Below are 23,615 nucleotides of genomic sequence, written 5' to 3'. Positions count from 1 at the left end.
CTGTTTTGCTGTGAGTTTTCCCATGTTTACTCCATAGTTGCTGAAATAATGGAGGGGGCAATAATGGCTGCCCACCACCGATTTGCTTATTGAATCAGCAGCTAACCTGTTGTGGTGGCGAGTTAAATGCGAAAATTGGGTAACTTACTGCCCACCAATTTGCTCACCGCAAAACGCTTATTGAGCCAAAATGAGGGGGCTGCCCACCATTCTGCCCACCACTAAACAGGCAGTTGGTAACGGATATCTGCAAACCGATTTGGACGGGAAAAATAAAAAAGCCCTGTATTTACAAGCAAATAACAGGGCTTCTAAGACATTCTTGGACGGGTAAAAAAACTATTCGATATTTTGGATCTGCTCGCGCATTTGTTCAATCAGCACTTTAAGCTCTACCGCAGATTGGGTAATCTCGGTGTTAATGGATTTTGAGCCCAGCGTGTTCGATTCGCGGTTAAATTCCTGCATCATAAAGTCCAGGCGACGACCGCAGGCACCGCCTTTGTTCAGGATCTTGCGGGTTTCACCTACGTGAGAATTGAGGCGATCGAGCTCTTCAGCCACATCCACTTTTTGCGCTAACAGGATCATCTCCTGTTCAATACGGGAGGCGTCCAAGTCCAGCTTGGCTTCTTCAAAGCGGGTCAGAATCCGTTCCCGTTGCCAGGTAAGGATCTCCGGCATGCGCCCGGCCACTTTCTGCGCTTCTATCTCAATGGCATCAAGGCGCTGCTCAATCAGCGACTTGAGATTTTCGCCCTCATCGCCCCGGGCAGTAATAAAGTCATCCATGGCTTTTTCGAGGCCGGTCAGTAAGTCGGCCTGAATAGTATCTGTATCGGCCTCTTCGGCAGCAATGACACCCGGCCAGCGCAGTACATCGAGTGGGTTGACGCCGGTAGACTGACCGTGCGACTGTACCCAGTCCGCAGCATGTAATACCTGCTTGGCCAGCTCTTCGTTAAGGGTTAACTTAGTGACGGCTGCGTCATTGGCGGTAAAGCGTAAGGCGCACTCTACTTTGCCGCGTTGTAAACGCTTTCTGAAGCGGTCGCGCAGCAGCGGTTCTAAGCTACGAAACTGTTCCGGTAAACGAAAATAGGTTTCCAGGTAGCGTTGGTTAACTGAGCGAATTTCCCATACTGCGGTTCCCCAGTCTTTTTTTACTTCGCTGCGCGCGAAAGCCGTCATGCTGTAAATCATTGTATTGTCCGTCGGCATATTGCTTGTGTTGTAACCTATTGTACTACAGTCCGCACCTTAACCCTATGCCTTTGCTTCGATGCCACAGAGCTGCGTTTCACATGGAACATCGCTCAGCCTGGAATGATTCAACGTTCAACTTATGCCATTAATTACGGTATACTAGCGCCGTTAAATTAGCCGAGCACCCAATTTCAGGAGATTACCATGCGCCCAAGTGGCCGAACTGCCAGCCAAATCCGCCCCGTCACCATTACCCGTAACTTTACCTGCCATGCAGAAGGTTCTGTGCTGGTGGAATTTGGTAACACTAAAGTCTTGTGTAATGCCACGGTTGAAGAGGGCGTACCACGTTTTATGAAAGGTCAGGGAAAAGGCTGGATCACCGCTGAGTACAGCATGCTGCCCCGTTCTACGCATACCCGCTCGCAACGCGAAGCGGCGCGCGGCAAGCAAGGTGGTCGTACTTTAGAAATCCAGCGTTTGATTGCCCGCTCTTTACGTGCTGCGGTGGATCTTAAATTACTCGGTGAAAATACCATTACTTTTGATTGCGATGTAATCCAGGCCGATGGCGGCACCCGCACAGCCTCTATTACCGGTGCCTGTGTGGCGTTAATCGACGCCCTTACTTACATGCGTAATAAAGGCATTATTAAAGCCAACCCGCTTAAGCACATGATTGCTGCGCTGTCGGTAGGCATTTACGAAGGTACACCTATCGCCGATCTGGAGTACATCGAAGATTCTGCTGCTGAAACCGATATGAACGTGGTAATGACCGAAACCGGTAAATTAATTGAAGTGCAGGGCACGGCTGAAGGCGAACCCTTCTCCTTTGAAGAAATGCACGAACTGCTGGAAATCGCCAAGCATGGTTTACGTGAATTGTTTGATATTCAGAAAGCTGCATTAAATTAAGGTTCGGAGATCCCATGAAAGCATTCCAACAGGCGTTTATTGAGTTCGCGATTGCCCGTGGCGTTCTGAAATTTGGTGAGTTTACCTTAAAGTCTGGCCGCAAAAGTCCGTATTTCTTTAACGCGGGCTTGTTTAATCGCGGTGGCGATTTAGCCAAACTTGGTCGTTACTATGCAGATGCATTAACCGATGCGGGCATCGACTTTGATGTATTGTTTGGTCCTGCCTACAAAGGGATCCCAATTGCTACCACTACCGCGGTGGCACTGGCCGACCATCACGATATGGATGTGCCGTATTGCTTTAACCGTAAAGAAGCCAAAGCCCATGGCGAAGGCGGTAACCTGGTGGGCAGCCCGCTGGAAGGTAAAGTGATGCTGGTGGATGACGTGATTACTGCGGGCACCGCGATCCGTGAATCCATGACCCTGATTGAAGCCAATAATGCTTCGCTTGCCGGTGTGCTGATTGCTCTGGACCGCCAGGAGCGTGGTACCGGTGAGCTTTCGGCAATCCAGGAAGTCGAGCGCGACTACAACACCAAAGTGGTGTCTATTGTTTCACTGAATGATGTGGTTACCTACCTCAGGTCTGCCGGTGGATACGATGAGGCGATCCGCGCTATCGAAACCTATCGGGAAAACTATGGCATCTGAGCCTGCGGTTAACTGGCAGGACGCCGATCACCAACTGGATGCGCTGGGCCTTAGGTGCCCGGAGCCGGTAATGATGGTACGTTTGCAAATGCGTAAGCTCGAAGATGGCCAGACGCTGTGCATTACCGCCGACGATCCGGCGACGGTCAGAGACATCCCCAGTTTTTGCCGCTTTATGCAGCACACCCTGGTGGCAGCTGATACCGAACAACTTCCCTATCGCTACTTATTGAAAAAAGGCCTTTAGCCTTCTGATGCTGCCTGTAACACCAGCTGTTGCAGGCAGTGCTTATGTTCCAGCGACGTGCTGTGAATGTCACTTAAATGAATCTTCTGGCCCTGCAGTAACTGCTTTAGCACCGATACCCTCAACTGCACATTAACGAACTCCGGTTGTGGCTGAAATGATTTCATTGGATCCTCCTTCCTGATCAATGCAGATGGGTTGAAAACTGCATCACATCATCGTGACGTAACCATTCTTTTAACTGATGAATAGTGGACAGTAGTTGTGGCTCCGATGCATACAGCGGCATCAGCGCTGAGAGCTGTTGCTGAGTGTCATTGAGCACATCCTGGCTGAATTCAGACTGCGCTTTACTGCAATGATTTACCGCCATGGCGGCCGCCACGAAGCTCACCAGATCCTGATGGTAAATTTGCGATGTGCTGTCAGGCCGGCGCAGTGCAAATAATATGGACTGCGCAATTTCCCATACCTGAGTGTAGAGCTTTCTGGCTCGTGATAGCTCGCCATCGCGCCTGAGTTGCAATGCCTCAAGTTTAAGCTTTTGTCGTTCGAACCGGGCCTGCTCCGGATGCAGTTGTAACCATTTCCGGTAGACCGGGCAAAGTAATGAGCTGCGCATAACCACTATCTCCTTTAATCCAGCAATGCATAAGATTCATTACTAAGTTAATCTAAATGAGAATTATTATCAATAGTGGTTTTTGAGCTGGTTTCTAGCTAAGTATCAGCCACAGTCCGGCGGCAACAATTGTAATGCCGATCATGGCTTTGGTTTTGTAGCGACGAATAAAGCGTTCAGCTTTGTTACCGAATACTTTAACTATCAGTGCCAGGCTAAAGTACCGTAGCGAACGGGCGATAACAGTCGCCAGCAGAAACAGCCAGATAGAGTATTTGGTGGCGCCAGCGGCGAGCATTGCTATCTGAAAGGGGACCGGCACAATGCCCAGCGTTAGCACAAACCAGAAGCCCTGAGCCTCCATTTTTTGCGTAACGCGCTCAAACTGTTGTTCGGAGCCAAACCAGCTAATCAGGTCCTGGCCCACGGCATCAAAAAGAAAATAGCCAATGGCATAGCCAAACAGCGCGCCGATAATACAGCCAACCGTAGCCATTAAGGCAATGAGCCAGAGTTTTTCCCGTTTGGCCTGCATTAACGGAATAAGTACCGCTTCCAGTGGGATGGGTACAATGGTGGATTCCAGAAAGGAGGCAATCGTGATCCCGCGCAGCATGTGCTGGGAGTCCACGAGTGCCTTGGTCTTACGTTTTAGTTTCTCTTTCACCAAGGGAAAACGCCCCTATTGTTTGTAAATTTTTCCGCCTTTCATTACAAACTGCACGTTTTCCAGTGTCGTAATATCTTGTAGCGGATTGCCCTTAACCGCGACGATATCAGCGAATTTACCGGCCTCCAGGGTACCCAGCTTATCTTCAATGCCGAGCATGGTGGCTGCGTTTATCGTAGCGGCTTGTATTGCTTTTGCAGGGGGCATGCCAGCTTCCACCATCAAACCAAATTCCTGACCATTATCACCATGGGCTGAAACGCCACTGTCGGTACCAAAGGCGATATTTACGCCGTTCTTATAAGCCTTGCCAAATGTGGCCTGGATCAGGGGGCCGATCGCCGCAGCTTTAGGGCGAACGATGTCTGGAAAGTAGCCGTCAATTTTCGCTTTTTCGGCAACAAACTCACCGGCCAGAATGGTTGGCACATAATAGGTGCCGTACTCTTTCATCAGCGCCATCACCTCTTCGTCCATGTAGGTGCCATGTTCAATGGAGGTGACGCCGGCTTTGATAGCGCGGATCATGCCTTCCTTACCGTGGGCGTGCACCGCAACCGTCATACCGTAGTCTTTTGCGGTAGCGACCACCGCATCGAGTTCATCGTTCATAAACTGGGGGTTCTGACCGCTTTTGGCCACGCTTAATACACCGCCTGTAGCAGTAATTTTAATCACGTCGGCACCATCCTGATAGCGCTGCCGAACGGCCTGGCGCGCTTCGGCCACACCATTAACAACACCCGCTGCCGGGCCGGTATCCGGACGAATTCGCTTCGCCATGCCGTTGCTGGGATCGGCGTGGCCGCCGGTGGTGGCCAGCGATTTGGCTGCAGTGTAAATACGCGGGCCGGTTGCCATGCCCTGATTAATCGCGTTACGCAGTGATACCGTCTCGTTATAGCTGTCGCCTAAATTGCGCACGGTGGTAAAGCCTGCCATCAGGGTTTTATTGGCGTAATGGGCCGCCGCCAGAGCGTAATCGGCTTCGTTAAGGGTAAAGCGCTTCAGGTACGACGAGGTGCCGCTTTGCTGGGAGCTTAGATGAACATGCATGTCCATTAAGCCTGGCAGAACTACCGACTCAGAAAGATCGATAAGCGTGTCGCCTTTGGCCACCTTAATATGGCCTTTGCGGATCTCGCTGATGGTGTCGTTCTCTATAATCAGTGATACCGGGCCGGTTAGCTTGTCATCGGTGCCGGTAAAGGCGTTGCCCGCATGGATCACCGTGGCGGCCTGTACATAACTCACAGGGAGCAGGATTGCCGCCAGCAGGATGGATTTGATCGTATTCTTCATTACTCTTTGCTCTTGTTGTTGTGAAGTCACTTCACTTTATGTCATGACTGGCGCTTTTACAAAATACCCTGCACACTAACAGCAACTTACAATGCTCCCTGAAGAGCAACAGGAAAATACCAATAAAAAAGGAACTCCCGCTATGCAACAAAGATTAAAGAAAATATCGGCGCATTCACTGGCTATCCACGTGGCACTGGTGTTTGCCATTCTGTCGCTGATTTTTATGCTGCCGTTTACGTTTTTGATGACCTCAATGGTACCGAATATGCCTGAGCAAAATGGAATGCCGTTTATGTTCACTGGCGCTATGACCTTCGTAATGCCGTTTTTCTATTTTGTTCTCACTTATATCTTCACGCTGATTATGGCGTTTATCTATAACCTGCTGGCTAAACTGACCGGCGGCGTAAAGGTTACGCTGGAAGCAAATGACTAAGGGTTAACAAGCAAGCGTCAATAAAAAAGCCACCGTCAGGTGGCTTTTTCAATAACGTTTTTCGTTGCTGGCTTACTGGGCCATCAGGCTGTCTTTCAGCTCGCGTAGTTTCGCTTTAATGCGGCGCATATTATCCGGGCCGGTGCGCAGTAGTTGTTTCTGCGGGTCAGATAAACTTTCCAGGCGCTCGTCGGCGTACTTGTACATAACGGAATCCGTATAAACTTCTACCGGCATTTTAACTTCTGGTGTATCCAGCAGCGTATCAATGGCTTCTATCAGTACCTCGGTGAAAGGCTGGTCCGGGTCACCAATTTCGGCATACTTGGTCTGAATCTCGTCCTGATAAGTTTCATACAGGGCAATCAAATCTTCGTTGCTCATTGACTCAAGTACATCCACATACGGGGTGTAACGCTTGTAACTGGCGGAGTCTATCCACTCGCGGTCTGCCTGGGTATACACCCTGAAGTCCTGGTCCGGTGGCGTTAGTAAGCGGTGATTTGGCGCCATTTCGTCATCGGCCAGATTGGTTGCGGCAACAACAAAGCGTTGTAACAGACCATCGTTAACCAGCAGGCGGCTCAGTGCTGGTGAGGTGGCAATAGTTTCCAGCGCAGCTTTAATTGCCGTATCGCTTACGTCCAGCGGCTCTGGCTCGGGAGCCGGCTCTGGCATGGGCTCTACTTTCTGATCCGGATCGATTTCTACCGGCTCTGGCGGTGGCGTAGCTTCAAAAGTATCGGCTGGCTCAGGCTCAATTGGTTCAGGTTGGGCAACTGCTGGCGTTTCTGGCTCAACAACTGGTTGCGGCTCTGGTTCGCTCGATGGCCACATCAGCACCACCAGCAACACAACAACGATTACGCCAATTACTATGGCATAAGGTAACCAGGATCGTTGCTCAGTATTTTCGCTCATATTTGTCTACCTTGATCATTGGCTGCGGAATTCCATACTATCAGAGTTAATGACAATCCGCTGAAAATCAATGCACTTTTGCAAATCTTTTCGATTATGAAAACTCACTTGCTGCGCTCATATTTATTGAATACAGGACTTGGCAGCAAGAGTAAACCGTTAACAGGTACGATTTTATAGATGCTTTGGGGGGAATTTGGTTCACTTCATCCTTTCTTTACTTTCGTGCGTACTAAAAGACGAATTACTGATTTCGGAGTGTTTATGCACAAGTTTATGAGCAGCGATATTGAGAAAGGCCCGCTGGAAATCGAGAACCTGGAAGTTCAGTCGTACGAAATGAATGTTTATCTGGTCCAGCTAACCATTGATGGCAATACCGGCCTGGTGTTTAGCGATAAAGACCAACCCATGCGGTTTTACAGTGCCGGCCATATTCGTGAATTTTTCGCCCATTGTGAGGTGGCTAATTCATTTATGACCCACGATACCCCTTACGATGAAATGATTGGTAATCCGCCTAAGGCGAAACACTCCATGGCGTTGCCTTTTAGCATGGATTTACCTTATTAAAGCCACTTCGCGGCGGCCTCGCGCAAATCCACCTGCGTATTCAGGCGTTTAGCCAGTAAATACAGGCCGCCAAGTTTGCGATGGATAAATACCGCGTCTATGGGCGGTACATGCCAGAAATCCTGCTCGAAGCTAAGCGCCATGCCCGCCGATTGTAAACGCCCTAGCAGGTCGCTGTTGCCAAAGTCATAGGCCCCGTCACAGTACAATGCCTCACAAGCCAGACGGCCCATGGCCAGCACGCTGGCCTGTTGCTCTTCAGTGTGAGACGCTTGCATTAAGCCAATATCCAAAGCGGCTTCGGCCACACCAGGCATATCCTCTTCGGCCATACTGCGCAGTAGCTGTAAATAGCCGTTAGATATAGCCGCTGGTATTTCCCGGCAGGCGCCAAAATCTAACAAGGCAATTTGCTGCGAGTCTGGCATGTAGCGATAGTTTGCCATGTTCGGATCGCTCTGAATGAGTTGGAAGGCAAATACTTCATCAAAGAACAGCCTGAACAGCTCCGTCATCAGGTGATTACGCACTGTTTGTGGTTGTTCACTGAGTGCTTCAATGGGGCTACTGATAATATGTGTCATCGCCAGTACATTGGGCGTACTGAGTGCGGCATAAACCTCGGGTACTACAAAACTCTCAAAGTCTGCTGCTGCCTGTTGGTAGCGGGTCATCATGTCGGCTTCGCGAACATAATTTGCTTCGTCATGCAGTTGCAGTTTGGCTTCGGCCAGCAGCGGTTTTATATCAAAGGAGCCGGGCAGCAGGCCGGAAAGCCGGATTATACTGGCGACATTGTCTACGTCACTGTCGATGCTGTTACCAATGCCCGGATACTGCACTTTGACCGCCAGCGTTTCACCTTGCAGGGTAATCACTTTGTGCACCTGGCCAATCGACGCCGCGGCAATGGGCGCATAGGAAAAATACAGTAGCGTGTCGAACCAGCCTGTGCCCCAGGCTTCGTCGAGCACTTGTTGTAATTGCTCTTTAGGCATCGGGTCGGCGTCTTCCCGCAGGCGGGCTAAAATGGCGCTGAGCTCCGGTGGTAGCAACTCGCCGCTGTCCATAGAAATGAGCTGGCCCAATTTCATCGCGGCACCCCGCAAAGATGCCAGCTGGTCGGTAATGCGCTGAATATTTTTAGGAGTGAGTACCAGGTCTGATAAGACCGGCCGTTGGCCTGAAAGCAGCTTAGTGGTGCCGTTAGAAATAACGCTACCGGCAATTTTGGTGGCCAGCGAACCGATCCGCGAGAGCCTGGCTATGCGTGAGCTGGGAACGGGTTTATTTTTCGGGGGCTGGCTCATACACCTTTAAACGAATTGCGAGATAAACTGGATCAGCATGCCGGCGGCGCTGCCAAAGCCAAAACCGAACCAGCCGTTTTTGCCCAGATAACGGGCTAGTGAGGCGCCGAAGATACCACACCATAACATGCTGCCGTAAATAGCCATTAAGCCTGTGCCCATACCGCTGTCAGGTAAGAACATCATTACAATAATAGTGAGTGCCATGGCACCAGACAGGAAAACAAAAATTATGTTTTTCTTTTTTGCCTGGGGAGTATGGGTTTGGTTGGTGTCGGTCATTCAGATTGCCCTGTCATTGTTTTGAGCATCATGACCATTTACGCAGGTCAGGTCAAATGCGACCTTGGTCTGAATAAACAGTACCGCAAGCGCTATTGCGGTACCTGGAGTTATTAAAAGTGGACTTCCAGTAATTCAACACTGTCAGTAAAGGTCAGTGTTTTTAAATCGCCATTGCCTTCCACATTGATAGTATTTACTTGCTCCGGCCATAAATCCCGCAAAGCATCGTGGCGAATTTGCAGGCCTTCCAGTGCAGGTGGTTGGGCAGTTTCCTGATATACCCAGAAATGCTTGCCTTCTACCTCAAAACCGACCAGGTTAAGCGGCAGTGAGTCATTCTGAGCATTAAACAGCACAAAGCGATTCGAGACATAACGGGCAAACTGGGTTTGCGTTTCCTTGTCATCCAGAATATCGGCCGTTTTCTTGAACAGCGCTTTAACGGCGTGCTCTGCATCATGCAGGTTAAACCGGTGCATGATTTCGATGTTCTCAGTACGCGGATTAAATAACACCGTCGTGATGGCGGTTTTTTGCTGATGTGCCACAGCCTGACCACAGGCCATAAAGATAAGCAGGGCATAAAGCCCTGCTTGCATGACACTTTTTACTCTATTGAGTTTAGTTGTCATCACCTTCTTTCTTCTCACCGTCTTCGTCGGTTTTCAGCTCAGTTTTGATATCCTGCATGATATCGCGACGAGCACCCGTTGTCGTACGCTTAGACTTGTACGCTTCGATTCGTGAAGGAATGATTTGACGCGGATAGTGATTGTTTTCCACATCCACATCAGCTGTTTCCCAGCGCGGGTCAACAGTTACGCTTACCAGCTCTTTATCTTTGTCGGTCACCACCAGCTTGCTAACAGCCTTGGGGGTACGACGCCAGATTTCAGCCGGAATACGCATCATTTCCTTGGTACCGTCGGCAAAGGTCATTTCCAGAATAATTGGCATAACCAGGCCGCCCACGTTAGAGAACTCCATCACGTAGTAGTTTTTGTCTTCTTCAATGGCACGTTCAAAGGCTTTACGTTCCCAAGGCTCAAGCTTTTTCAGCCAGCTCTGGTGCTTGTTACGCTCTTTGTTAGTTACCGTGTACTGATCGTTTTCGTCGTAGAAGTCGGTGATATCAGGGAAGCGTTCTACCCACAGTTTACGACCTTCTTCTTTATTACGTTCAACGGTCAGCGACATTGGCTTGTCTTTTTCGAACTGACGCTCACGGGCATAATCGATATCCGGATCTTCAGTATCCAGACGCAGCTTGTACACTTTGTCCAGTGAGATATCCACGTGATCAGTAGTGTAGAACCAGCCACGCCAGAACCAGTCCAGATCAACGCCTGACGCTTCTTCCATGGTGCGGAAGAAATCAGATGGCGTAGGACGCTTAAACATCCAGCGCTGGGCGTATTCTTTAAAGGCAAAGTCAAACAGCTCACGACCCAGGATAGTTTCGCGCAGAATGTTCAGGGCAACCGCTGGCTTGGTGTAAGCATTCGGACCTAAACGCAGTACCGAATCAGACTGAGTCATGATGGGTACCTGAGTTTGTGACTTCATATAACCTGTCACGTCGCGCGGCTCAACACCCCATGGAATGTCCGGATCCCATTCGCGACCGGCAACGCCGTCGAGGAAGCTGTTTAAGCCTTCGTCCATCCAGGTCCACTGACGTTCGTCAGAGTTTACGATCATTGGGAAGTAAGTGTGACCCACTTCGTGAATAACCACGCCGATCAGGAAGCGCTTCTCAGCCAGTGAGTAAGTGCGCGAGCCATCGTCCTGTAATTCAGTACGCGGGCCGTTAAAAGTGATCATGGGGTATTCCATGCCGCCCACCGGACCATTGACCGACTGTGCTGTTGGGTACGGGTAGTTAAAGGTAAAGCGGTTGTACACTTCCAGCGTATGCACGATGGACTCAGTAGAATATTTCTTCCACAGATCGCCACCTTCTTTCGGCCAGAACGACATCGCCATTACGTGCTTCTGCGGACCGCCCTGCTTAACGCCTTTGGCATCCCACATAAACTTACGTGAAGAGGCCCAGGCAAAGTCACGTACGTTGTCGGCCTTGAAGTGCCAGGTTTTGGTATCGCTGGTGCCTTCTTTTTCGTTTTCCAGCGCTTCTTCCGGCGTAACGATAAAGACAGGACGATCAGCATCTTCGGCTTCTTCCAGACGATCGCGCTGTTCACTGGTCAGCACATCTCTGGGGTTTTGCAGCACACCGGTAGAAGAGACGATGTGGTCAGCCGGTACGGTCATGGATACTTCGTAATCACCGAATTCCAGGGTAAATTCACCGCGACCGATAAATTCTTTGTTAGTCCAGGCTTCGTAATCGGTGTAAGCCGCCAGACGCGGAAACCATTGAGCCAGCAGGAAAATATCGTTGCCACCTTCACGTTCGTCATCCGGGAAGTGCTCGTAACCAGAACGCGCTGATACCGCATCTTCTTCAACAATGTTGTAGCCAAAGTCGATGTTCAGTTCGGTTTTCTTGCCCGGCTTTAATGGTTCAGCCAGATCAACACGCATCAGGGTGCCAACAATCACGTAGTGCAGAGGCTTACCACGGCCATCGGTGACTTTTTTGATTTGGTAACCCAGTTCGTTGTCGTCAACAAACTGCTGGCGACGAATAGCGCCCATGGATAATTTGGCTGGTGAGCTGCCAGACGCGGCAGAAGTTGCCGGCCCACGGTTACCAATACCACCAAAGGTAGTGGTCAGTGCCGACATAGAGTCGTCACGGAATTTGTTCTGGTCCAGTTGGATCCACAGGTATTTCAGCGTATCCGGCGCATTGTTGTGATAAACAATTTCTTCGCTGGCATCAATGCGACGCTTTTCTTCGTCCAGCGTTACATCAATATCGTAGTCAACTTGCTGTTGCCAGTACTGGTGGCCTGGTTCACCCGCCGCGTTACGATAAACGTTTGGCGTGGGTAACACTTCTTCCAGCTGGCGGAACTTATCCTCAAAATCACCTTTGGTTTGCTTGATTGCACCATCAGCAAAAGCTGGCGTGGCTGACATAATCGACAGCACTGGCATCAACCAAACTAACTTCGGCATACGCTTACTCATAGGTATTCCTTCGTCGTTAAGTGGAAAATGGCTCAGATTGACGAGAAGGAATTCCTTAACGCATCGTCACCTATATTTATTAGAAGACACATAGTTTAATTCTAATACGGTGAAATTTGCCAGCGATTGACCGTAAATAGCCAAAAACTGAACGCAAACAGAGCTTCACAGGGCAAGATATTCATGGTTTTTTGTTTGTTTTGTGGGCGCGTTGTAATATTCTTAACACCCCGTTTATCTATCGATTTCTCCAGATGAGTACATTTTCCTGGCAACGCGCTGTTATCAAGATAGGAAGCGCTCTGATTGCGCCAGACGGACAGCGATGCAGTGGCCGGTACTTACTTCCCATAGCGCGATTTATCAATGCCAGCCGTGAGGCGGGTAAAGAAGTGATTTTGGTGTCTTCAGGCAGTGTTGCCGCCGGAAGAGCCAAAATTCCGGTCAACCACGTGGCATCCATCGCTGAAAAACAGGCCATGGCGGCCATTGGCCAGATTGATATGATGGCTAACTGGCAGCGTTTTTTTGATTTTCCCTGTGCTCAGGTACTGCTGACCTATGACGATCTGCACGACCGTACGCGCTATGTAAACATCAAAAATACCATTCGTGAATTACTCAATCATCAGGCGCTGCCTATCGTTAATGAAAACGACACAGTGGCAGTTAATGAACTGAAAGTGGGTGATAACGACAATCTGGCGGCCTACACCGCACTGGTGGCCGGCGCAGATACGCTGATCATTTGCTCCGACATTGATGGCCTGTACAGCGCAGACCCGCGTAAAAACCCCGACGCGACGCTCATTCCGGAAGTGGAAAACATTACCCCGGATATTTATGCCATTGCCGGCGGCGCCGGTACGTCGGTGGGAACCGGCGGTATGCGCACCAAAATCGAAGCCGCCGATAAATGCACCCGCAGTGGTATTCAGACACTGATCGTTAACGGCCGCAATGGAACGGTTTTTGATGCCTTGCACGAAGGGCAACTACCGGGCACGCTGTTTAAAGCACAGCAGTCGCAGAAAACCGCTCGTCGTTTATGGCTCGAACACACGTTAAAAACCCGTGGACGCATAGAGGTAGATGAAGGCGCCAAGAAAGCCCTGGTTAATAAAGGTGCATCATTACTGCCGTCAGGCGTGATAGAAGTAAGTGGTCACTTTAGTCCTGGCGACGCTATCGAAATTCACTGTGGAAAACAGGTGCTTGCTAAAGGTATTGCGCTGTATGGCGCACAGGAATTGCGACAAATCAAAGGCGCGAAGAGCGCACAGATCAATACTATCCTTGGGTATGACAGTGGCGAAGTGATTGTCCATCGGGATGATCTGGTGCTATTTAAGCCCTGAGACAATGTGCGGCGTACCTGCAATGACTGCGCCGCAGCACTGCTACAATTAACTGATCCGTTAATCAATGGGAGTCGGTATGAGTTTTTCAATTCGCAAAGCCGCCAGTGAGGCGAAAGTGGCCGCCAGACAGGTTGCCCGATTAAGTGGTGAGCAAAAACGCGCGGTTTTAATGGCCATCAGCAAGCACCTGGTGAGCCAGGTGAGTAATATCTTAAGCGCTAACCAACTCGACCTGGAACATGCTAAAACGGTTGGGCTGGATGCTGCCATGGTTGACCGCCTGACCCTTACCGAAGAGCGGGTTATGGGCATTGCCAATGCGGTAGCCTCGATTGCGAATCAAACCGATCCGGTGGGCGAAATCAAAGCACTTAAAACCATGGCCAGTGGTATTCAGGTTGGCAAAATGCGCATTCCGCTGGGCGTAATTGCGATGATTTATGAGTCGCGCCCCAATGTCACCATCGATGCTGCGGCGTTATGCTTCAAAGCGGGCAATGCCGTGATCCTGCGTGGTGGTAAAGAAGCGCTACACTCTAATCTGGCGCTGGCTGCCTGTATTCACCATGTGCTGCGCGAATTTGATATCGATACCGCGGCGGTCACGGTGATCCCCGACCCGAATCGCGAGATCATGAATAAACTCATGACCTTAAAAGAGTATGTCGACCTGATCATTCCCCGTGGTGGTGAAGGCTTAATTGAATATGTTAGCGAGCGCAGCCAGATCCCGGTGATACAGCACTACAAAGGGGTTTGCCATTTGTACGTCGATAAAGACGCCGACCTTGACCAGGCTCTGGGGCTGCTGGAAAACGGTAAAACCCAGCGTACCGGCGTGTGTAACGCGCTGGAAACCTGCTTAGTGCATCGTGCGGTGGCCGATACGTTTTTGCCCCGGGCGGCTGCCATGCTCAAGCAACATAACACCATGATCCACGCCTGCGACTCGTCGATTGGCCATTTTGCCGAGGCGATTTCGGCTACCCACGCCGACTGGCAGGCCGAATACCTGGCCATGGAAATTGCCGTGCGGGTGGTGGATAGTTACGATGATGCCGTTGCCCATATTACCGAGTACGGCTCCGGTCATACCGAAGTGATTGCTACGCAAAACTACACCACGGCCAATGCGTTTATCCGGGATATTAATTCTGCCGTGGTGATGGTTAACGCGTCCTCACGTTTTTCTGATGGCGGTGAACTGGGGCTGGGTGCTGAAATTGGTATCTCGACCAGTAAATTACATGCTTATGGCCCTATGGGGGCTGAATCCCTGACCACCGAAAAGTTTGTGGTACTCGGACAAGGGCAAACCCGCGCGTGAACGTGGTTTAATCTCAAACATAAATGGCGTAGTGTTATATTTTTCGCGGCAGACGTTGTGTCTTCGTTGCCAGTCAGTCAATAAAGGATGAAAGAGTATTATGACGGATATTACCCCGTCCCTCAGCGATTACCCTTACCAGGTTACATTGCCAACCCGTTGGCAGGATAATGATATCTACGGCAATGTGAATAACGTGGTGTTTTACAGCTTTTTTGATACCGCGGTAAACCGCTTTTTATGTGATGAGGCGGGTATGGATTTTCGTACCAGTCCGGTAGTGGCTCACGTGGTGAGTTCACAGTGTCAGTTTATCTCCCATGTTGCCTACCCTGAAGACGTGGATGTGGGCGTTCGGGTCGCTAAAATTGGTCGTAGTTCAGTAACCTACGGTGTGTCTATTTACGCCGGTACCAATGAGCGCCGGGTTGCCCATGGCCAGTTTGTACATGTTTTTGTCGACCGCTCTACCGGTCGTGTAGTGCCTGTTCCGGCCCGCACCAGAACGGCCCTTGAACGTATTATCGAGTCGTTATAATGCGGGCGGTTGTGCTCGATAGCGATTCGCTGGGAACCGATCTTACCCTCAGCGAATTTGAATCATTACCTGTAACAGTTACCCGTTACCCGACCACCACGCCCGAGCAGGTCAACGAACGTATTCGCGATGCCGAAATTGTGCTGGTGAATAAAGTGGTACTCAATGCCGACGCTTTAGGTCAGGCCGAAAAACTGCGTTACGTGGGCGTCCTGGCGACAGGTACCAATAATGTGGATACCGACTACTGCCAGCAACACGGTATTACGGTTAACAATGTTGACGGCTATGGCACCGATTCTGTTGCGCAGCACGCCATGATGCTGCTGTTAAATCTGGCCACTTCGTTTGCGCCTACTACCCAACAGGTAAAACAAGGCGACTGGTCACGCTCTCCGTATTTTTGTTTGCTGGATAACCCGGTAATGGAGCTGGCTGGTAAACATCTGATCATCGTGGGTTACGGCACGCTGGGGCAACGCTTTGCAGAGCTGGCGCGGGCGTTTGGGATGAAAGTCTCGGTAGCAGCCCGGCCAGGAACGACCTCTGCTGAACGCAGAGCGCTGGATGATTTACTCCCTGAAGCGGACGTAGTGAGTTTGCACTGCCAGTTGAGCCCGCAAACCGACAAGCTGATCAACGCCGAACGACTGGCGTTAATGAAGTCCTCTGCTTTGCTTATCAATACGGCCCGTGGCGGTCTTATTGATGAAGCGGCACTGGTAACGGCGCTTAATGAAGGGCAAATTGCTGGCGCCGCACTTGATACCTTATCAGTTGAGCCTCCTCCAGCGGATCACCCCCTGTTACAGCTTGATTTACCCAACCTGCTGATCACGCCACATTCTGCCTGGTCTGCCAAAGAGGCACGCCAGCGTTTGGTACAAATTGCTGCTGAACGCCTACAAGGGTTTATCGAGGGTTGCTAAGCTCCGTTATCCAGGAAGTTTCGAGAAACTATCCGGGATCTCCTAAAAAAGTTTTACTCATTCAATAAGATTGTTTCAGGTAGCCGGGCTGCTAAGGAGATCCCGGCTCGGAGGCCGGGATGACTAAATTAGAGTCGGCCGGGATGACAAGAGAAGAAGGGCCGGTTGATTGAAGTAGAGTCGGACGTGATGACAAATGAAAGCTATTTTTTTCTACCGGCACAACTTACTTAATTCCTGATTAAGCTCATAGGCCGGTTCAGTAACGATTTTCTCCAGCACGGCGATACGCTCTTTTAAGGCCGCAATTTCACCGTCTTTTTGGGCGGTGGTTTGCGCGTTTGCCTGCTGTGCTTTTTTAAACGGATTTACCGGCTTGCCGTAAAACCAGGCGCTTAGCTGCCATTGATATTTGGCATCCAGGTAATGACAAAATAAGCCCAGGCCAAGCATGGCTGTTACTAATAAAATTATCTCTGTATGTGTCATGGTGATTTCCTCTGTAGGGACTAACCAAATGGTGTTGTTACCGGTATAGTCATCAGCCTTTAAAAAAAATTACATATAAGTGTTATTTTTTTTGCTGAAGGCAGACTAAAGGAAGTAAGAAAAGTCATTTAACCTTTCATACCAGGATTTTTGTGCACAAGGACTTTAAGCAAATACTCGCCGAACATCAGGCCCTGTTGAGTCGCGTAGCGTCGAGCTACGAGGCCAATGAATCGGTGCGTCAGGAGCTGTTGCAGGAAATAGCGCTGGCGGTATGGCAAGGGTTAGAGCGCTTTAACGGCGACGCCAGTCTTAAAACCTACATCCTGAAAATTGCCCATAACCGGGCGGTGACTCACGTTAGTAAAGAGGTAAAGAATCGCGATGTGAGTCAGCCGGATGATGACGATATCGTTGGCACGGCAGGGGCAATTGATGATGAACCTGAATATGTGGCGGCCCGCAGCCGGCAGGTGACTTCCCTGCTGGAAGCGATTCGTACCCTGCCGGTTACCATGCGTCAGGTCATGACACTCACCCTGGAAGGACTCAGCTATCAGGAAATTGCCGAAGTGTGTGGCTTAACCAAGAATCACGTTGGTGTATTACTGCAGCGGGCTAAAACCACGCTGCAGCAGAGGATGAACCATGAATAATGAAAAACCAGAGCAGGACTTAACCGCACTCTGGCAACAGCAGCCGGTGAGCGAAATCGATCTGAGCGATGTAACCCGGCGTCTTAAGCATCAGCAACGCCTGCAGCGCTGGTACATTGTTTCTGATTTCACAGGCTTTCTGATTGGCCTGGGGATGCTCATTTACAGCTGGGAAAAACTGCCTTTATATCTGGCCCTGGTGTTGTGCGGTGTGATGGTTTGTGGCGGCGTATTTACTGGTTTTGTTATCTGGTTGCGCCGGCATGCGGTGCTGGCCTCGTTTGAAGATACCAGCCATTACCGCGAAACGTTAAAAAAGCAGTATCTCAGCAATCAGAGAATTGCGCGGATCACCATGCATTCTGCCTGGAGTAGTGAGTTAATCTTGCTGGTTATCTGGGGAATAGCTGCCGTTGTTGGCGATCTCAGCTGGGAATCCTTTGTGGATAAAGGCGGTGTGACCACCTTTATTATCATCAGTGTGCTGATGGCAGGATTTGGCTACTGGGCGTATAAGCGTGAGCAGAAATTCAAACAGGAATATGCGCGGCTGGTCAGTCAGGAGCAAAACGACCTGTTCTCTTAGGCTCAGGAGCAGAACTGTAGGCGCTTAAGAATCGGTTAAATTCACGTTACTCTTGTTTGCTGTCATCTTCACTGGCATTTGCGGGCTTGTTATCCCCCAGCGTGAACTGGTAGTAAAGATCAACGGTGGTATACAGGCTGCGCACTATCTCCAGGTACAGGTTAGACAGGATTTGATAGCGCAAGGCGACTTCCTGGCCACCACTGTCTTCGTCAGAAAACATCCCCACGCCGTAGCGAACGGTAAGGTTTGAGGCAATTTTGCCTGAAATGGCCACTTTAGTATCACTGCCCTGGCCGGTGGTACTGAGCGATAAATCCTCAATGCCCAGCGCGTTCCCCACGTTACTGGTCAGTGACTCAGAGCTGGATAAACCAAAACCAATCAGCATAGCGGCATAGGAGTTTTCATCCATCTGCCCGCCGCCGAGCCCGCCGCTGCCGTTTAACAGGTAGGCGAGGTTTCGGGCCTGATCCATGCCCGGCTCAGAAAATAATGAAACACTAGGTTGATTCGCCGGACCTTCAACCCGCACACCTGCGATCACATCATCTTCAGTCAGATCGGGATCGCGAATGGCTTCTACCAGCAGAATGGGCTGGTCTAACGGGCCATTAAACTGCACCTCGCCGGTACGAATTATCAGATTTTGACCATAGGCCTCGTAGCGCCCGTTAATAATACGCAGATCGCCGTAACCGGTAAGCGCTGGCTGGGTTTGTACATTCACGCCGCCGGTCAGTGTAGCCTTTAAGCCAAAGGCATCGAGGCGCACTTCCTCGCGCTCGTCCTCATCGATGGTCACCATAATGTTGGCATTAATATTATCTACCAGCGCTTCGCTTGGCGGCTCACCCCGCAGGTGAACATCCCGCGACGGAGATACTGCACTGGGGGGGAGCTCGTTAATTTTCACCCGGGCATAGGGAATATCAATGTCACCTGAAATATCTACGCTTTGTGGACTCAGGTTAATCGACAGGTCTGGCGAGACTTTTACCCGGCTGTCATCGTAATTCACGGTAAAGGCATCGCCTTTTACTGCCAGATCGACCAGCAGGCTGTCCTGCCAGTCTACCGAACCGTTCAGGGTACCCGGGCCGTCACCAAGCAGAAACTCCCCTTCAAAATCGGCGCTGGCACCGTTGAGGTTAACGGTTTGCTGCCACTGACTCACCGCTACCGGCAGGTCTTCACTGTTTATCTCACCCTGTTGAAGAGTTAACTTACCATTCACCTGGGGCAGGCTTAAGGGCCCGTCCAGCTTAAGCTCACCGTTAACATTGCCGTTTAGTTCATTCATGCGTGCAATCAGTGGCTTAAATGGCGCGAGCTGCCAGTCAGCAATGTTAATCCGGGCTTCTATGGAAGGTTGGTCGGTGAACGGAAAAACCGTGGCCTGCGATGTAATGGTGCCAATTTGCGGGCTGGTAATCTTGCCGCTCAGGGCTACCTGCTGCTCGTCGAACTGGCCGTCAAAACTCATCTCATCAAGATCAATAGTGACCGGCTCATTGCCGGCCAGCTGCCATTTGTCCGGGCTTACAGATACCTGTAACTGGCCGGCGACTTTTTCACTGGCCGGGTCGAAGTTACCCTGGGTTGTGATGTTAAGCGTTGCATTGTTGCGCTCTACCAGCAATTCAGGCATCAGCTCGTCAATCCACAGCCCGATAGGCAATGCACTGGCCTGAACATCCCAGTTGACCTGCGCCGGGGTATAATCCACCGCATTAATACACAGGTTGCCTTTCTCTCTGGCTTCCCAGCAATGCTGACTCACCGTGAAATGCTGTGGGCTGGCTTCATAACGTAACGTCACATCCGACTGTAATTCCCACACCGTATTAAGCAACGCCAGTTGGGTGTCTGATAACTGCCCCTGCCATTGCTGATTTTGCCACTGGCCGTCGAGATTCAGGGTGGTGGTGTGTTCAGGCAACTGCAGATTGGCATTAAGGGCATGCTCGGCCAGTGAGCCGGTAATGGTGATTTCGCCATTCAGCGGGCCCTGATTGGCGGCGGCCTGACTCAGGCGGGGACTGGCAAGGATATCGGTTAGTAATAGCTTTGAGTCGATCACGGGTGCGTCCCAGGGCCCTTTTATAGCCACCGAGCCAGCCAGCTGGCCCGATACTTCGGGGTACAGAGCCGCCAGTCGCTGCAGGTCTATGGCTACCAGTGCATCCAGGTATTGTTGATTAAATACCTGCCCGACGGCTGAAAAATGGTTCTCAGCCAGATCGCCGTTGAGGTTGGCCACCATAATGTCACTGTTCGCCGAGTACACGGCATCGCCGGTAAGGGTAAACATCTCCTGCAGGTGTTCACCGCTTAAGCGAATATCCGATACCAGTACGTTAGGGCCTTTATCACTCAGGCTCACCTGCGCTTTTACCACCCCGTTAACGTTGGTCGGGGCGAATTCAGATAAGCCTTGCAAATCAACCCGGGTTAAGCGCGATATGCCTTCCCAGCTCAGTGAGTCGCTAAAATAAAGCACGCCGCTGTTGGTCACCTCGCCTTCAAGTAACTCGCTGTTAAGGGCTGAAACAGCCAGCGAACGTTCGCTTAACAGGGCTGCCAGGCTTACTTTTACCGGTGAAACATCGGGGATGGTGGCACCGCCGTCCAGTTGTATGGCGTATTCCCCCATCTTACCCTGTACCGACAAAACGCCACTATCGAGTTCAATATCAGCCAGCGGGTTAAGCGCCTGAGCCGGCCATCGGCTATGTAATGATATCGGCAGGCTGTCGCTAAGCAGATTGGCTTTGCCGGTGACTTCTGCACTAACCAGTCCGCTGCTATTGATATTGAGCGCAAGGTCGCTCAGATCGCCTTCGGCTGAGAGTTCTGCGTGCTGGGCAGTCTGCTCAACAGGAAGATCTGCAATGAGAGTTAAGTTGAGGGGGTACTGACCGCTCAGGGTCACTTCACCGTCGAGACTCGCATTAACCTGCTCCATGTTCACACTGAATGCCTGTAAGGCTATCCGGCTATCCTGTATTTGGGTTTGTTGCAGGGCAACATCCAATGCTGCAACTTCCTGTTTACCCTGCACCACCCGGATGTTTGAAATCTGTACGTCATTGGCCTGCAGCGTGAGCGGAATATGCACTTCCGGCAAGGCCGGCGCCTGATAAGTAATTGCCACTGGCGACGGCGGCTGTGGTTCGCTCTCAGGCAACATCAGGGTGAGGCCGTTGAGTGTCAGGTGATTGATTTGCAGCGAGTCTATCCACTGAGCGGAGCTGGTTAACTGGTCGGCCTGCACCGTAATTGCCGGGCTCTCAAAGCGTGCGTCACTGATTTTTAGCTCATCCAGCGCTATTGCCAGCGGCAGAGTAATTTCGCCGCCTGGTTCAGAGGGCTCTTCATCGGTGTTTTCTGCACTAGCCAGTTGTTGTACATGCGGTGAGCTAACCTGTAGCGAAGTAATACAGGCTTTGCTGTTTAGCAGGCAGGTCCACTCGTGGGCCAGAGTGACTTTGCTTACGTTCACCTGCCACTGTTCGTTCTGCCAGTTAACTTTTTCCAGTGTCAGCTCACTTAACGGGCTTCCCGATACCGAATCTACCGCCAGACCGGGCACATATTTATTAGCCGCGTAATTAATCAGCGGTGCGCCCAGCGGCGACAGTACAACCGCTACAAGAAGCAGCAGAGTGAGCAGCAGTATTAAGAAGCCTTTTGCCAGACGATTAATACTCATAGCTCAGGCCCCAGCGAGAAGTGGAAGCGCCATTGTGTCTCGAAGTCATTTTTGCCCTGGGCAATGTAAAACCGCACCGGGCCAATCAGCGTTAACCAGTGGGCGCCAATACCCAGGCCCCGGGATAAGCCATCAGAGAAGTCATTGGTGGCGGTACCCACATCGGCAAACACGGCTGCCCGCCAGTTGTCGGCTACCGGATAAGCATACTCAACGCTGGCAGTTGCCAGATAGCGTCCGCCGGTAAGTACCGAATTGCCCTCTTCATCGAGAACCTGCGGCGATATTTCCTGATAGCGGAAACCCCGAATACTCTGATCGCCACCGGTAAAGAAACGCAGTGACGAAGGCACCCGGTCAAAGTCATCGGTACGAATGGCTCCGGCGTCGGCGCGCAGATAAATTCGGTGGGTATCGTTAATGGTGGTAATTACCTTGGCGTTGGCAGTAATTTTGAACAGTGAGATATCACTACCAGCGCTTTCATGGCCGCCCTGCACTGCCACAATATATTGCTGCCCCTGGCTAATGGTCAGTTCCTGATCGGATTTGGTGTAACCCACGGAATAACCCGGCATCAGCAGATTAATGGTTTGCGGATCGCTTATCCCCTGAGTAAACATCTCCCGTTCAAAGGTTAACGATACGCTGCGTTGCCAGGGCGAATCCGCTTCTTTCCAGAAACGATGACCAGAGATACTCAGGGTTTCACTCTTAGTATCACTTATCGAGTTGTCTTCAAATTCATAGCTGGTTTGAATACTGGCGTAGTCATTATTAACGTCTTCCAACGGAATGCGGTAGTCGAGGCTCGCCGCCTGTTCCAGCTTGGAGAAAAACACCTGGCCGGTTACCGAATGTCCGCGGGTATTCACCCACGGCCGCTCCCAACGGGCGCGCACCCGGGGGCCTTTATCAGAGTTGGCGCCACCGCCCACATTAAAAATATCCCGCGGCAGGTGAGTCAGTGTCACTTCGATGGGAACCCGGGCTCCCTCGGCCCGACTTACAATGGGGCGGGCAATCGCGCGGGCAAAATAGCCGGTTTCATTTAGGCGGCGGTTAAATTCGGTCAGCTTGGCGGAGCTGTATTTCTCTCCGGCAGTGAAATTCCGTAGCCGGCCAATAATGGCTTCAGCCCGGTCGTCACCCACCAGTTCCACTTCGCCAAATTCGTACTGACGGCCACTTTGTGCAATAAGCAGAATATTGGCTTCGTTCTCTTCGCGTACCAGGTCAAGCCGGGTGGCCTGCCAGTAAAAGTCAAAATAGCCGTTTGATAGTGCATAGTTAAACATCTCTGACTTAAACTTTTCGTAGGTGGGTTGATGTAACACGTCGCCCTGTTTGAGCGGGAAGGCATTATACCGTTGCCGAAAAGCATCATCATTGCGCCCGTCACCAATGATTTCGCGGGTAACGTTACTTACCTTAAGCGGTGTACCAGGAGTAACGTCGATAACAAGCTCTTCGTCCTCAAAATAGAGAGTGACTTCAGCATTGTAAAAACCGAAAGGCTGCAGGGCAGTTTTTACAGAGCGGATAATGCGTTCTTCGGTGGGTTCATCAAGCGTGTTGTTGGCCAGTTTCACCTGCGCCAGGTGCAGTTCTATGTTGTCTTCCAGTTCACTGCGCTCCACGCCTTTTAGTTCATAGTCCAGAGCCCACGTAGGATAGCAGGTTAAGAGCAACAGGGAGGTCAGCGCCAGCAAAGCGCGACGAAAAGAGAAAAACATACCAGCAGACATTAACGGACTGTGTGCTCC

The 23,615-nt window shown here is 50.9% G+C and carries 24 protein-coding genes; 11 read left to right on the top strand and 13 right to left on the bottom strand.

The window, feature by feature from the left end; translation table 11 throughout:
- Window positions 1-339: 339 nt before the first annotated feature.
- Window positions 340-1,203 (bottom strand): YicC/YloC family endoribonuclease, encoded by an 864-nt coding sequence (locus D9T21_RS17395; RefSeq protein ID WP_123326396.1) that lies wholly within the window; start codon window positions 1,201-1,203, stop codon window positions 340-342.
- A 207-nt stretch (window positions 1,204-1,410) separates the two neighbouring features.
- On the opposite strand from D9T21_RS17395, the gene rph reads away from it, so the two are divergent.
- Genes rph through tusA form a run of 3 tightly spaced genes read left to right on the top strand, consistent with a single transcriptional unit; the run spans window position 1,411 to window position 3,027 of the window.
- Complete coding sequence (rph, locus tag D9T21_RS17390) at window positions 1,411-2,124, top strand: ribonuclease PH (RefSeq protein ID WP_123326395.1); 714 nt, start codon at window positions 1,411-1,413, stop codon at window positions 2,122-2,124.
- Between the two features lie 14 nt (window positions 2,125-2,138).
- Window positions 2,139-2,780: an orotate phosphoribosyltransferase gene (pyrE, locus tag D9T21_RS17385; RefSeq protein WP_123326393.1), complete on the top strand. Its 642-nt coding sequence runs from the start codon at window positions 2,139-2,141 to the stop codon at window positions 2,778-2,780.
- Complete coding sequence (gene tusA, locus D9T21_RS17380) at window positions 2,770-3,027, top strand: sulfurtransferase TusA (RefSeq protein ID WP_123326391.1); 258 nt, start codon at window positions 2,770-2,772, stop codon at window positions 3,025-3,027. The genes pyrE and tusA overlap by 11 nt, the downstream gene beginning before the upstream one ends.
- On the opposite strand, the gene D9T21_RS22795 is transcribed toward tusA, so the two are convergent.
- From D9T21_RS22795 to D9T21_RS17365, 4 genes are all read right to left on the bottom strand, one after another.
- The gene (locus D9T21_RS22795) at window positions 3,024-3,194 is read right to left on the bottom strand and encodes a hypothetical protein (protein WP_164464742.1); all 171 of its coding nucleotides are present in this window, start codon (window positions 3,192-3,194) and stop codon (window positions 3,024-3,026) included. The two genes, tusA and D9T21_RS22795, sit on opposite strands and share 4 nt — an antisense overlap.
- Window positions 3,195-3,211: 17 nt before the next feature.
- Complete coding sequence (locus D9T21_RS17375; RefSeq protein WP_123326389.1) at window positions 3,212-3,649, bottom strand: hypothetical protein; 438 nt, start codon at window positions 3,647-3,649, stop codon at window positions 3,212-3,214.
- A 94-nt stretch (window positions 3,650-3,743) separates the two neighbouring features.
- On the bottom strand, window positions 3,744-4,265 hold the full coding sequence (locus tag D9T21_RS17370; protein ID WP_123326387.1) for a YqaA family protein: 522 nt from the start codon (window positions 4,263-4,265) through the stop codon (window positions 3,744-3,746).
- 66 nt (window positions 4,266-4,331) lie between these two features.
- Window positions 4,332-5,621, bottom strand: a complete 1,290-nt coding sequence (locus D9T21_RS17365; protein ID WP_123326385.1) for a metal-dependent hydrolase family protein — start codon at window positions 5,619-5,621, stop codon at window positions 4,332-4,334.
- Window positions 5,622-5,763: 142 nt separating this feature from the next.
- Between D9T21_RS17365 and D9T21_RS17360 the strand changes: the two genes are divergently transcribed.
- Window positions 5,764-6,060: a DUF3566 domain-containing protein gene (locus D9T21_RS17360; RefSeq protein ID WP_164464741.1), complete on the top strand. Its 297-nt coding sequence runs from the start codon at window positions 5,764-5,766 to the stop codon at window positions 6,058-6,060.
- Between the two features lie 72 nt (window positions 6,061-6,132).
- On the opposite strand, the gene D9T21_RS17355 is transcribed toward D9T21_RS17360, so the two are convergent.
- On the bottom strand, window positions 6,133-6,981 hold the full coding sequence (locus D9T21_RS17355; RefSeq protein WP_123326381.1) for a DUF3014 domain-containing protein: 849 nt from the start codon (window positions 6,979-6,981) through the stop codon (window positions 6,133-6,135).
- A gap of 264 nt (window positions 6,982-7,245) precedes the next feature.
- Here D9T21_RS17355 and D9T21_RS17350 point away from each other — a divergent pair, with 264 nt between their 5' ends.
- Entirely contained in the window at window positions 7,246-7,554 is a 309-nt protein-coding gene (locus D9T21_RS17350; RefSeq protein ID WP_123326379.1) for a DUF6482 family protein, read from the top strand.
- Here the strand turns inward: D9T21_RS17350 and D9T21_RS17345 are convergent.
- The 4 genes from D9T21_RS17345 to D9T21_RS17330 all read right to left on the bottom strand — a co-directional run bounded on the left by D9T21_RS17345 (window position 7,551) and on the right by D9T21_RS17330 (window position 12,215).
- Window positions 7,551-8,864: an ABC1 kinase family protein gene (locus D9T21_RS17345; RefSeq protein ID WP_123326377.1), complete on the bottom strand. Its 1,314-nt coding sequence runs from the start codon at window positions 8,862-8,864 to the stop codon at window positions 7,551-7,553. The genes D9T21_RS17350 and D9T21_RS17345 overlap by 4 nt on opposite strands.
- 6 nt (window positions 8,865-8,870) lie before the next feature.
- The gene (locus D9T21_RS17340) at window positions 8,871-9,146 is read right to left on the bottom strand and encodes a hypothetical protein (RefSeq protein WP_105934898.1); all 276 of its coding nucleotides are present in this window, start codon (window positions 9,144-9,146) and stop codon (window positions 8,871-8,873) included.
- Between the two features lie 113 nt (window positions 9,147-9,259).
- On the bottom strand, window positions 9,260-9,748 hold the full coding sequence (locus D9T21_RS17335) for a DUF6702 family protein (RefSeq protein ID WP_164464743.1): 489 nt from the start codon (window positions 9,746-9,748) through the stop codon (window positions 9,260-9,262).
- A gap of 22 nt (window positions 9,749-9,770) precedes the next feature.
- Complete coding sequence (locus tag D9T21_RS17330; RefSeq protein ID WP_377908727.1) at window positions 9,771-12,215, bottom strand: M1 family metallopeptidase; 2,445 nt, start codon at window positions 12,213-12,215, stop codon at window positions 9,771-9,773.
- 287 nt (window positions 12,216-12,502) lie between these two features.
- On the opposite strand from D9T21_RS17330, the gene proB reads away from it, so the two are divergent.
- The 4 genes from proB to D9T21_RS17310 all read left to right on the top strand — a co-directional run bounded on the left by proB (window position 12,503) and on the right by D9T21_RS17310 (window position 16,403).
- The gene (gene proB, locus D9T21_RS17325) at window positions 12,503-13,606 is read left to right on the top strand and encodes a glutamate 5-kinase (RefSeq protein ID WP_123326373.1); all 1,104 of its coding nucleotides are present in this window, start codon (window positions 12,503-12,505) and stop codon (window positions 13,604-13,606) included.
- A gap of 79 nt (window positions 13,607-13,685) precedes the next feature.
- Window positions 13,686-14,936: a glutamate-5-semialdehyde dehydrogenase gene (locus tag D9T21_RS17320; protein ID WP_123326371.1), complete on the top strand. Its 1,251-nt coding sequence runs from the start codon at window positions 13,686-13,688 to the stop codon at window positions 14,934-14,936.
- A gap of 100 nt (window positions 14,937-15,036) precedes the next feature.
- Window positions 15,037-15,474 carry an acyl-CoA thioesterase gene (locus D9T21_RS17315; protein ID WP_123326370.1) on the top strand — a complete coding sequence of 146 codons (438 nt, stop codon included), beginning with the start codon at window positions 15,037-15,039 and terminating at the stop codon, window positions 15,472-15,474.
- Entirely contained in the window at window positions 15,474-16,403 is a 930-nt protein-coding gene (locus D9T21_RS17310; protein ID WP_123326367.1) for a D-2-hydroxyacid dehydrogenase, read from the top strand. The genes D9T21_RS17315 and D9T21_RS17310 overlap by 1 nt, the downstream gene beginning before the upstream one ends.
- A gap of 213 nt (window positions 16,404-16,616) precedes the next feature.
- On the opposite strand, the gene D9T21_RS17305 is transcribed toward D9T21_RS17310, so the two are convergent.
- Window positions 16,617-16,892, bottom strand: coding sequence for a hypothetical protein (locus tag D9T21_RS17305; RefSeq protein ID WP_123326365.1), 276 nt, complete (start codon window positions 16,890-16,892; stop codon window positions 16,617-16,619).
- A gap of 152 nt (window positions 16,893-17,044) precedes the next feature.
- Between D9T21_RS17305 and D9T21_RS17300 the strand changes: the two genes are divergently transcribed.
- Window positions 17,045-17,548 (top strand): RNA polymerase sigma factor, encoded by a 504-nt coding sequence (locus tag D9T21_RS17300; protein ID WP_123326363.1) that lies wholly within the window; start codon window positions 17,045-17,047, stop codon window positions 17,546-17,548.
- Window positions 17,541-18,134: a hypothetical protein gene (locus tag D9T21_RS17295; RefSeq protein WP_123326361.1), complete on the top strand. Its 594-nt coding sequence runs from the start codon at window positions 17,541-17,543 to the stop codon at window positions 18,132-18,134. Before D9T21_RS17300 ends, D9T21_RS17295 begins: the two co-directional genes overlap by 8 nt.
- A 46-nt stretch (window positions 18,135-18,180) precedes the next feature.
- Here D9T21_RS17295 and D9T21_RS17290 read toward each other — a convergent pair whose 3' ends face one another.
- The gene (locus D9T21_RS17290; RefSeq protein ID WP_123326359.1) at window positions 18,181-21,849 is read right to left on the bottom strand and encodes a translocation/assembly module TamB domain-containing protein; all 3,669 of its coding nucleotides are present in this window, start codon (window positions 21,847-21,849) and stop codon (window positions 18,181-18,183) included.
- On the bottom strand, window positions 21,846-23,597 hold the full coding sequence (locus D9T21_RS17285) for an autotransporter assembly complex protein TamA (RefSeq protein ID WP_123326357.1): 1,752 nt from the start codon (window positions 23,595-23,597) through the stop codon (window positions 21,846-21,848). The genes D9T21_RS17290 and D9T21_RS17285 overlap by 4 nt, the downstream gene beginning before the upstream one ends.
- Window positions 23,598-23,615 lie beyond the last annotated feature (18 nt).

This window comes from Marisediminitalea oceani, from assembly GCF_003731635.1.
Taxonomy (GTDB): Bacteria; Pseudomonadota; Gammaproteobacteria; order Enterobacterales; family Alteromonadaceae; genus Alteromonas; species Alteromonas oceani.
This window is presented reverse-complemented; position numbering and strand designations above follow the sequence as displayed.

Bases quoted from the DNA above. Each gene is read 5' to 3' on its own strand.
- D9T21_RS17345 (WP_123326377.1), bottom strand. From the start codon at position 8,864: ATGAGCCAGCCCCCGAAAAATAAACCCGTTCCCAGCTCACGCATAGCC.
- D9T21_RS17330 (WP_377908727.1), bottom strand. From the start codon at position 12,215: ATGCCAGTGCTGTCGATTATGTCAGCCACGCCAGCTTTTGCTGATGGT.
- D9T21_RS17375 (WP_123326389.1), bottom strand. From the start codon at position 3,649: ATGCGCAGCTCATTACTTTGCCCGGTCTACCGGAAATGGTTACAACTG.
- D9T21_RS17335 (WP_164464743.1), bottom strand. From the start codon at position 9,748: ATGCAAGCAGGGCTTTATGCCCTGCTTATCTTTATGGCCTGTGGTCAG.
- D9T21_RS17360 (WP_164464741.1), top strand. From the start codon at position 5,764: ATGCAACAAAGATTAAAGAAAATATCGGCGCATTCACTGGCTATCCAC.
- D9T21_RS17370 (WP_123326387.1), bottom strand. From the start codon at position 4,265: ATGCTGCGCGGGATCACGATTGCCTCCTTTCTGGAATCCACCATTGTA.
- D9T21_RS17340 (WP_105934898.1), bottom strand. From the start codon at position 9,146: ATGACCGACACCAACCAAACCCATACTCCCCAGGCAAAAAAGAAAAAC.
- D9T21_RS17315 (WP_123326370.1), top strand. From the start codon at position 15,037: ATGACGGATATTACCCCGTCCCTCAGCGATTACCCTTACCAGGTTACA.
- D9T21_RS17320 (WP_123326371.1), top strand. From the start codon at position 13,686: ATGAGTTTTTCAATTCGCAAAGCCGCCAGTGAGGCGAAAGTGGCCGCC.
- D9T21_RS17295 (WP_123326361.1), top strand. From the start codon at position 17,541: ATGAATAATGAAAAACCAGAGCAGGACTTAACCGCACTCTGGCAACAG.
- D9T21_RS17285 (WP_123326357.1), bottom strand. From the start codon at position 23,597: ATGTCTGCTGGTATGTTTTTCTCTTTTCGTCGCGCTTTGCTGGCGCTG.
- D9T21_RS22795 (WP_164464742.1), bottom strand. From the start codon at position 3,194: ATGAAATCATTTCAGCCACAACCGGAGTTCGTTAATGTGCAGTTGAGG.
- D9T21_RS17395 (WP_123326396.1), bottom strand. From the start codon at position 1,203: ATGATTTACAGCATGACGGCTTTCGCGCGCAGCGAAGTAAAAAAAGAC.
- D9T21_RS17350 (WP_123326379.1), top strand. From the start codon at position 7,246: ATGCACAAGTTTATGAGCAGCGATATTGAGAAAGGCCCGCTGGAAATC.
- D9T21_RS17310 (WP_123326367.1), top strand. From the start codon at position 15,474: ATGCGGGCGGTTGTGCTCGATAGCGATTCGCTGGGAACCGATCTTACC.
- proB (WP_123326373.1), top strand. From the start codon at position 12,503: ATGAGTACATTTTCCTGGCAACGCGCTGTTATCAAGATAGGAAGCGCT.
- pyrE (WP_123326393.1), top strand. From the start codon at position 2,139: ATGAAAGCATTCCAACAGGCGTTTATTGAGTTCGCGATTGCCCGTGGC.
- rph (WP_123326395.1), top strand. From the start codon at position 1,411: ATGCGCCCAAGTGGCCGAACTGCCAGCCAAATCCGCCCCGTCACCATT.
- D9T21_RS17305 (WP_123326365.1), bottom strand. From the start codon at position 16,892: ATGACACATACAGAGATAATTTTATTAGTAACAGCCATGCTTGGCCTG.
- tusA (WP_123326391.1), top strand. From the start codon at position 2,770: ATGGCATCTGAGCCTGCGGTTAACTGGCAGGACGCCGATCACCAACTG.
- D9T21_RS17355 (WP_123326381.1), bottom strand. From the start codon at position 6,981: ATGAGCGAAAATACTGAGCAACGATCCTGGTTACCTTATGCCATAGTA.
- D9T21_RS17365 (WP_123326385.1), bottom strand. From the start codon at position 5,621: ATGAAGAATACGATCAAATCCATCCTGCTGGCGGCAATCCTGCTCCCT.
- D9T21_RS17290 (WP_123326359.1), bottom strand. From the start codon at position 21,849: ATGAGTATTAATCGTCTGGCAAAAGGCTTCTTAATACTGCTGCTCACT.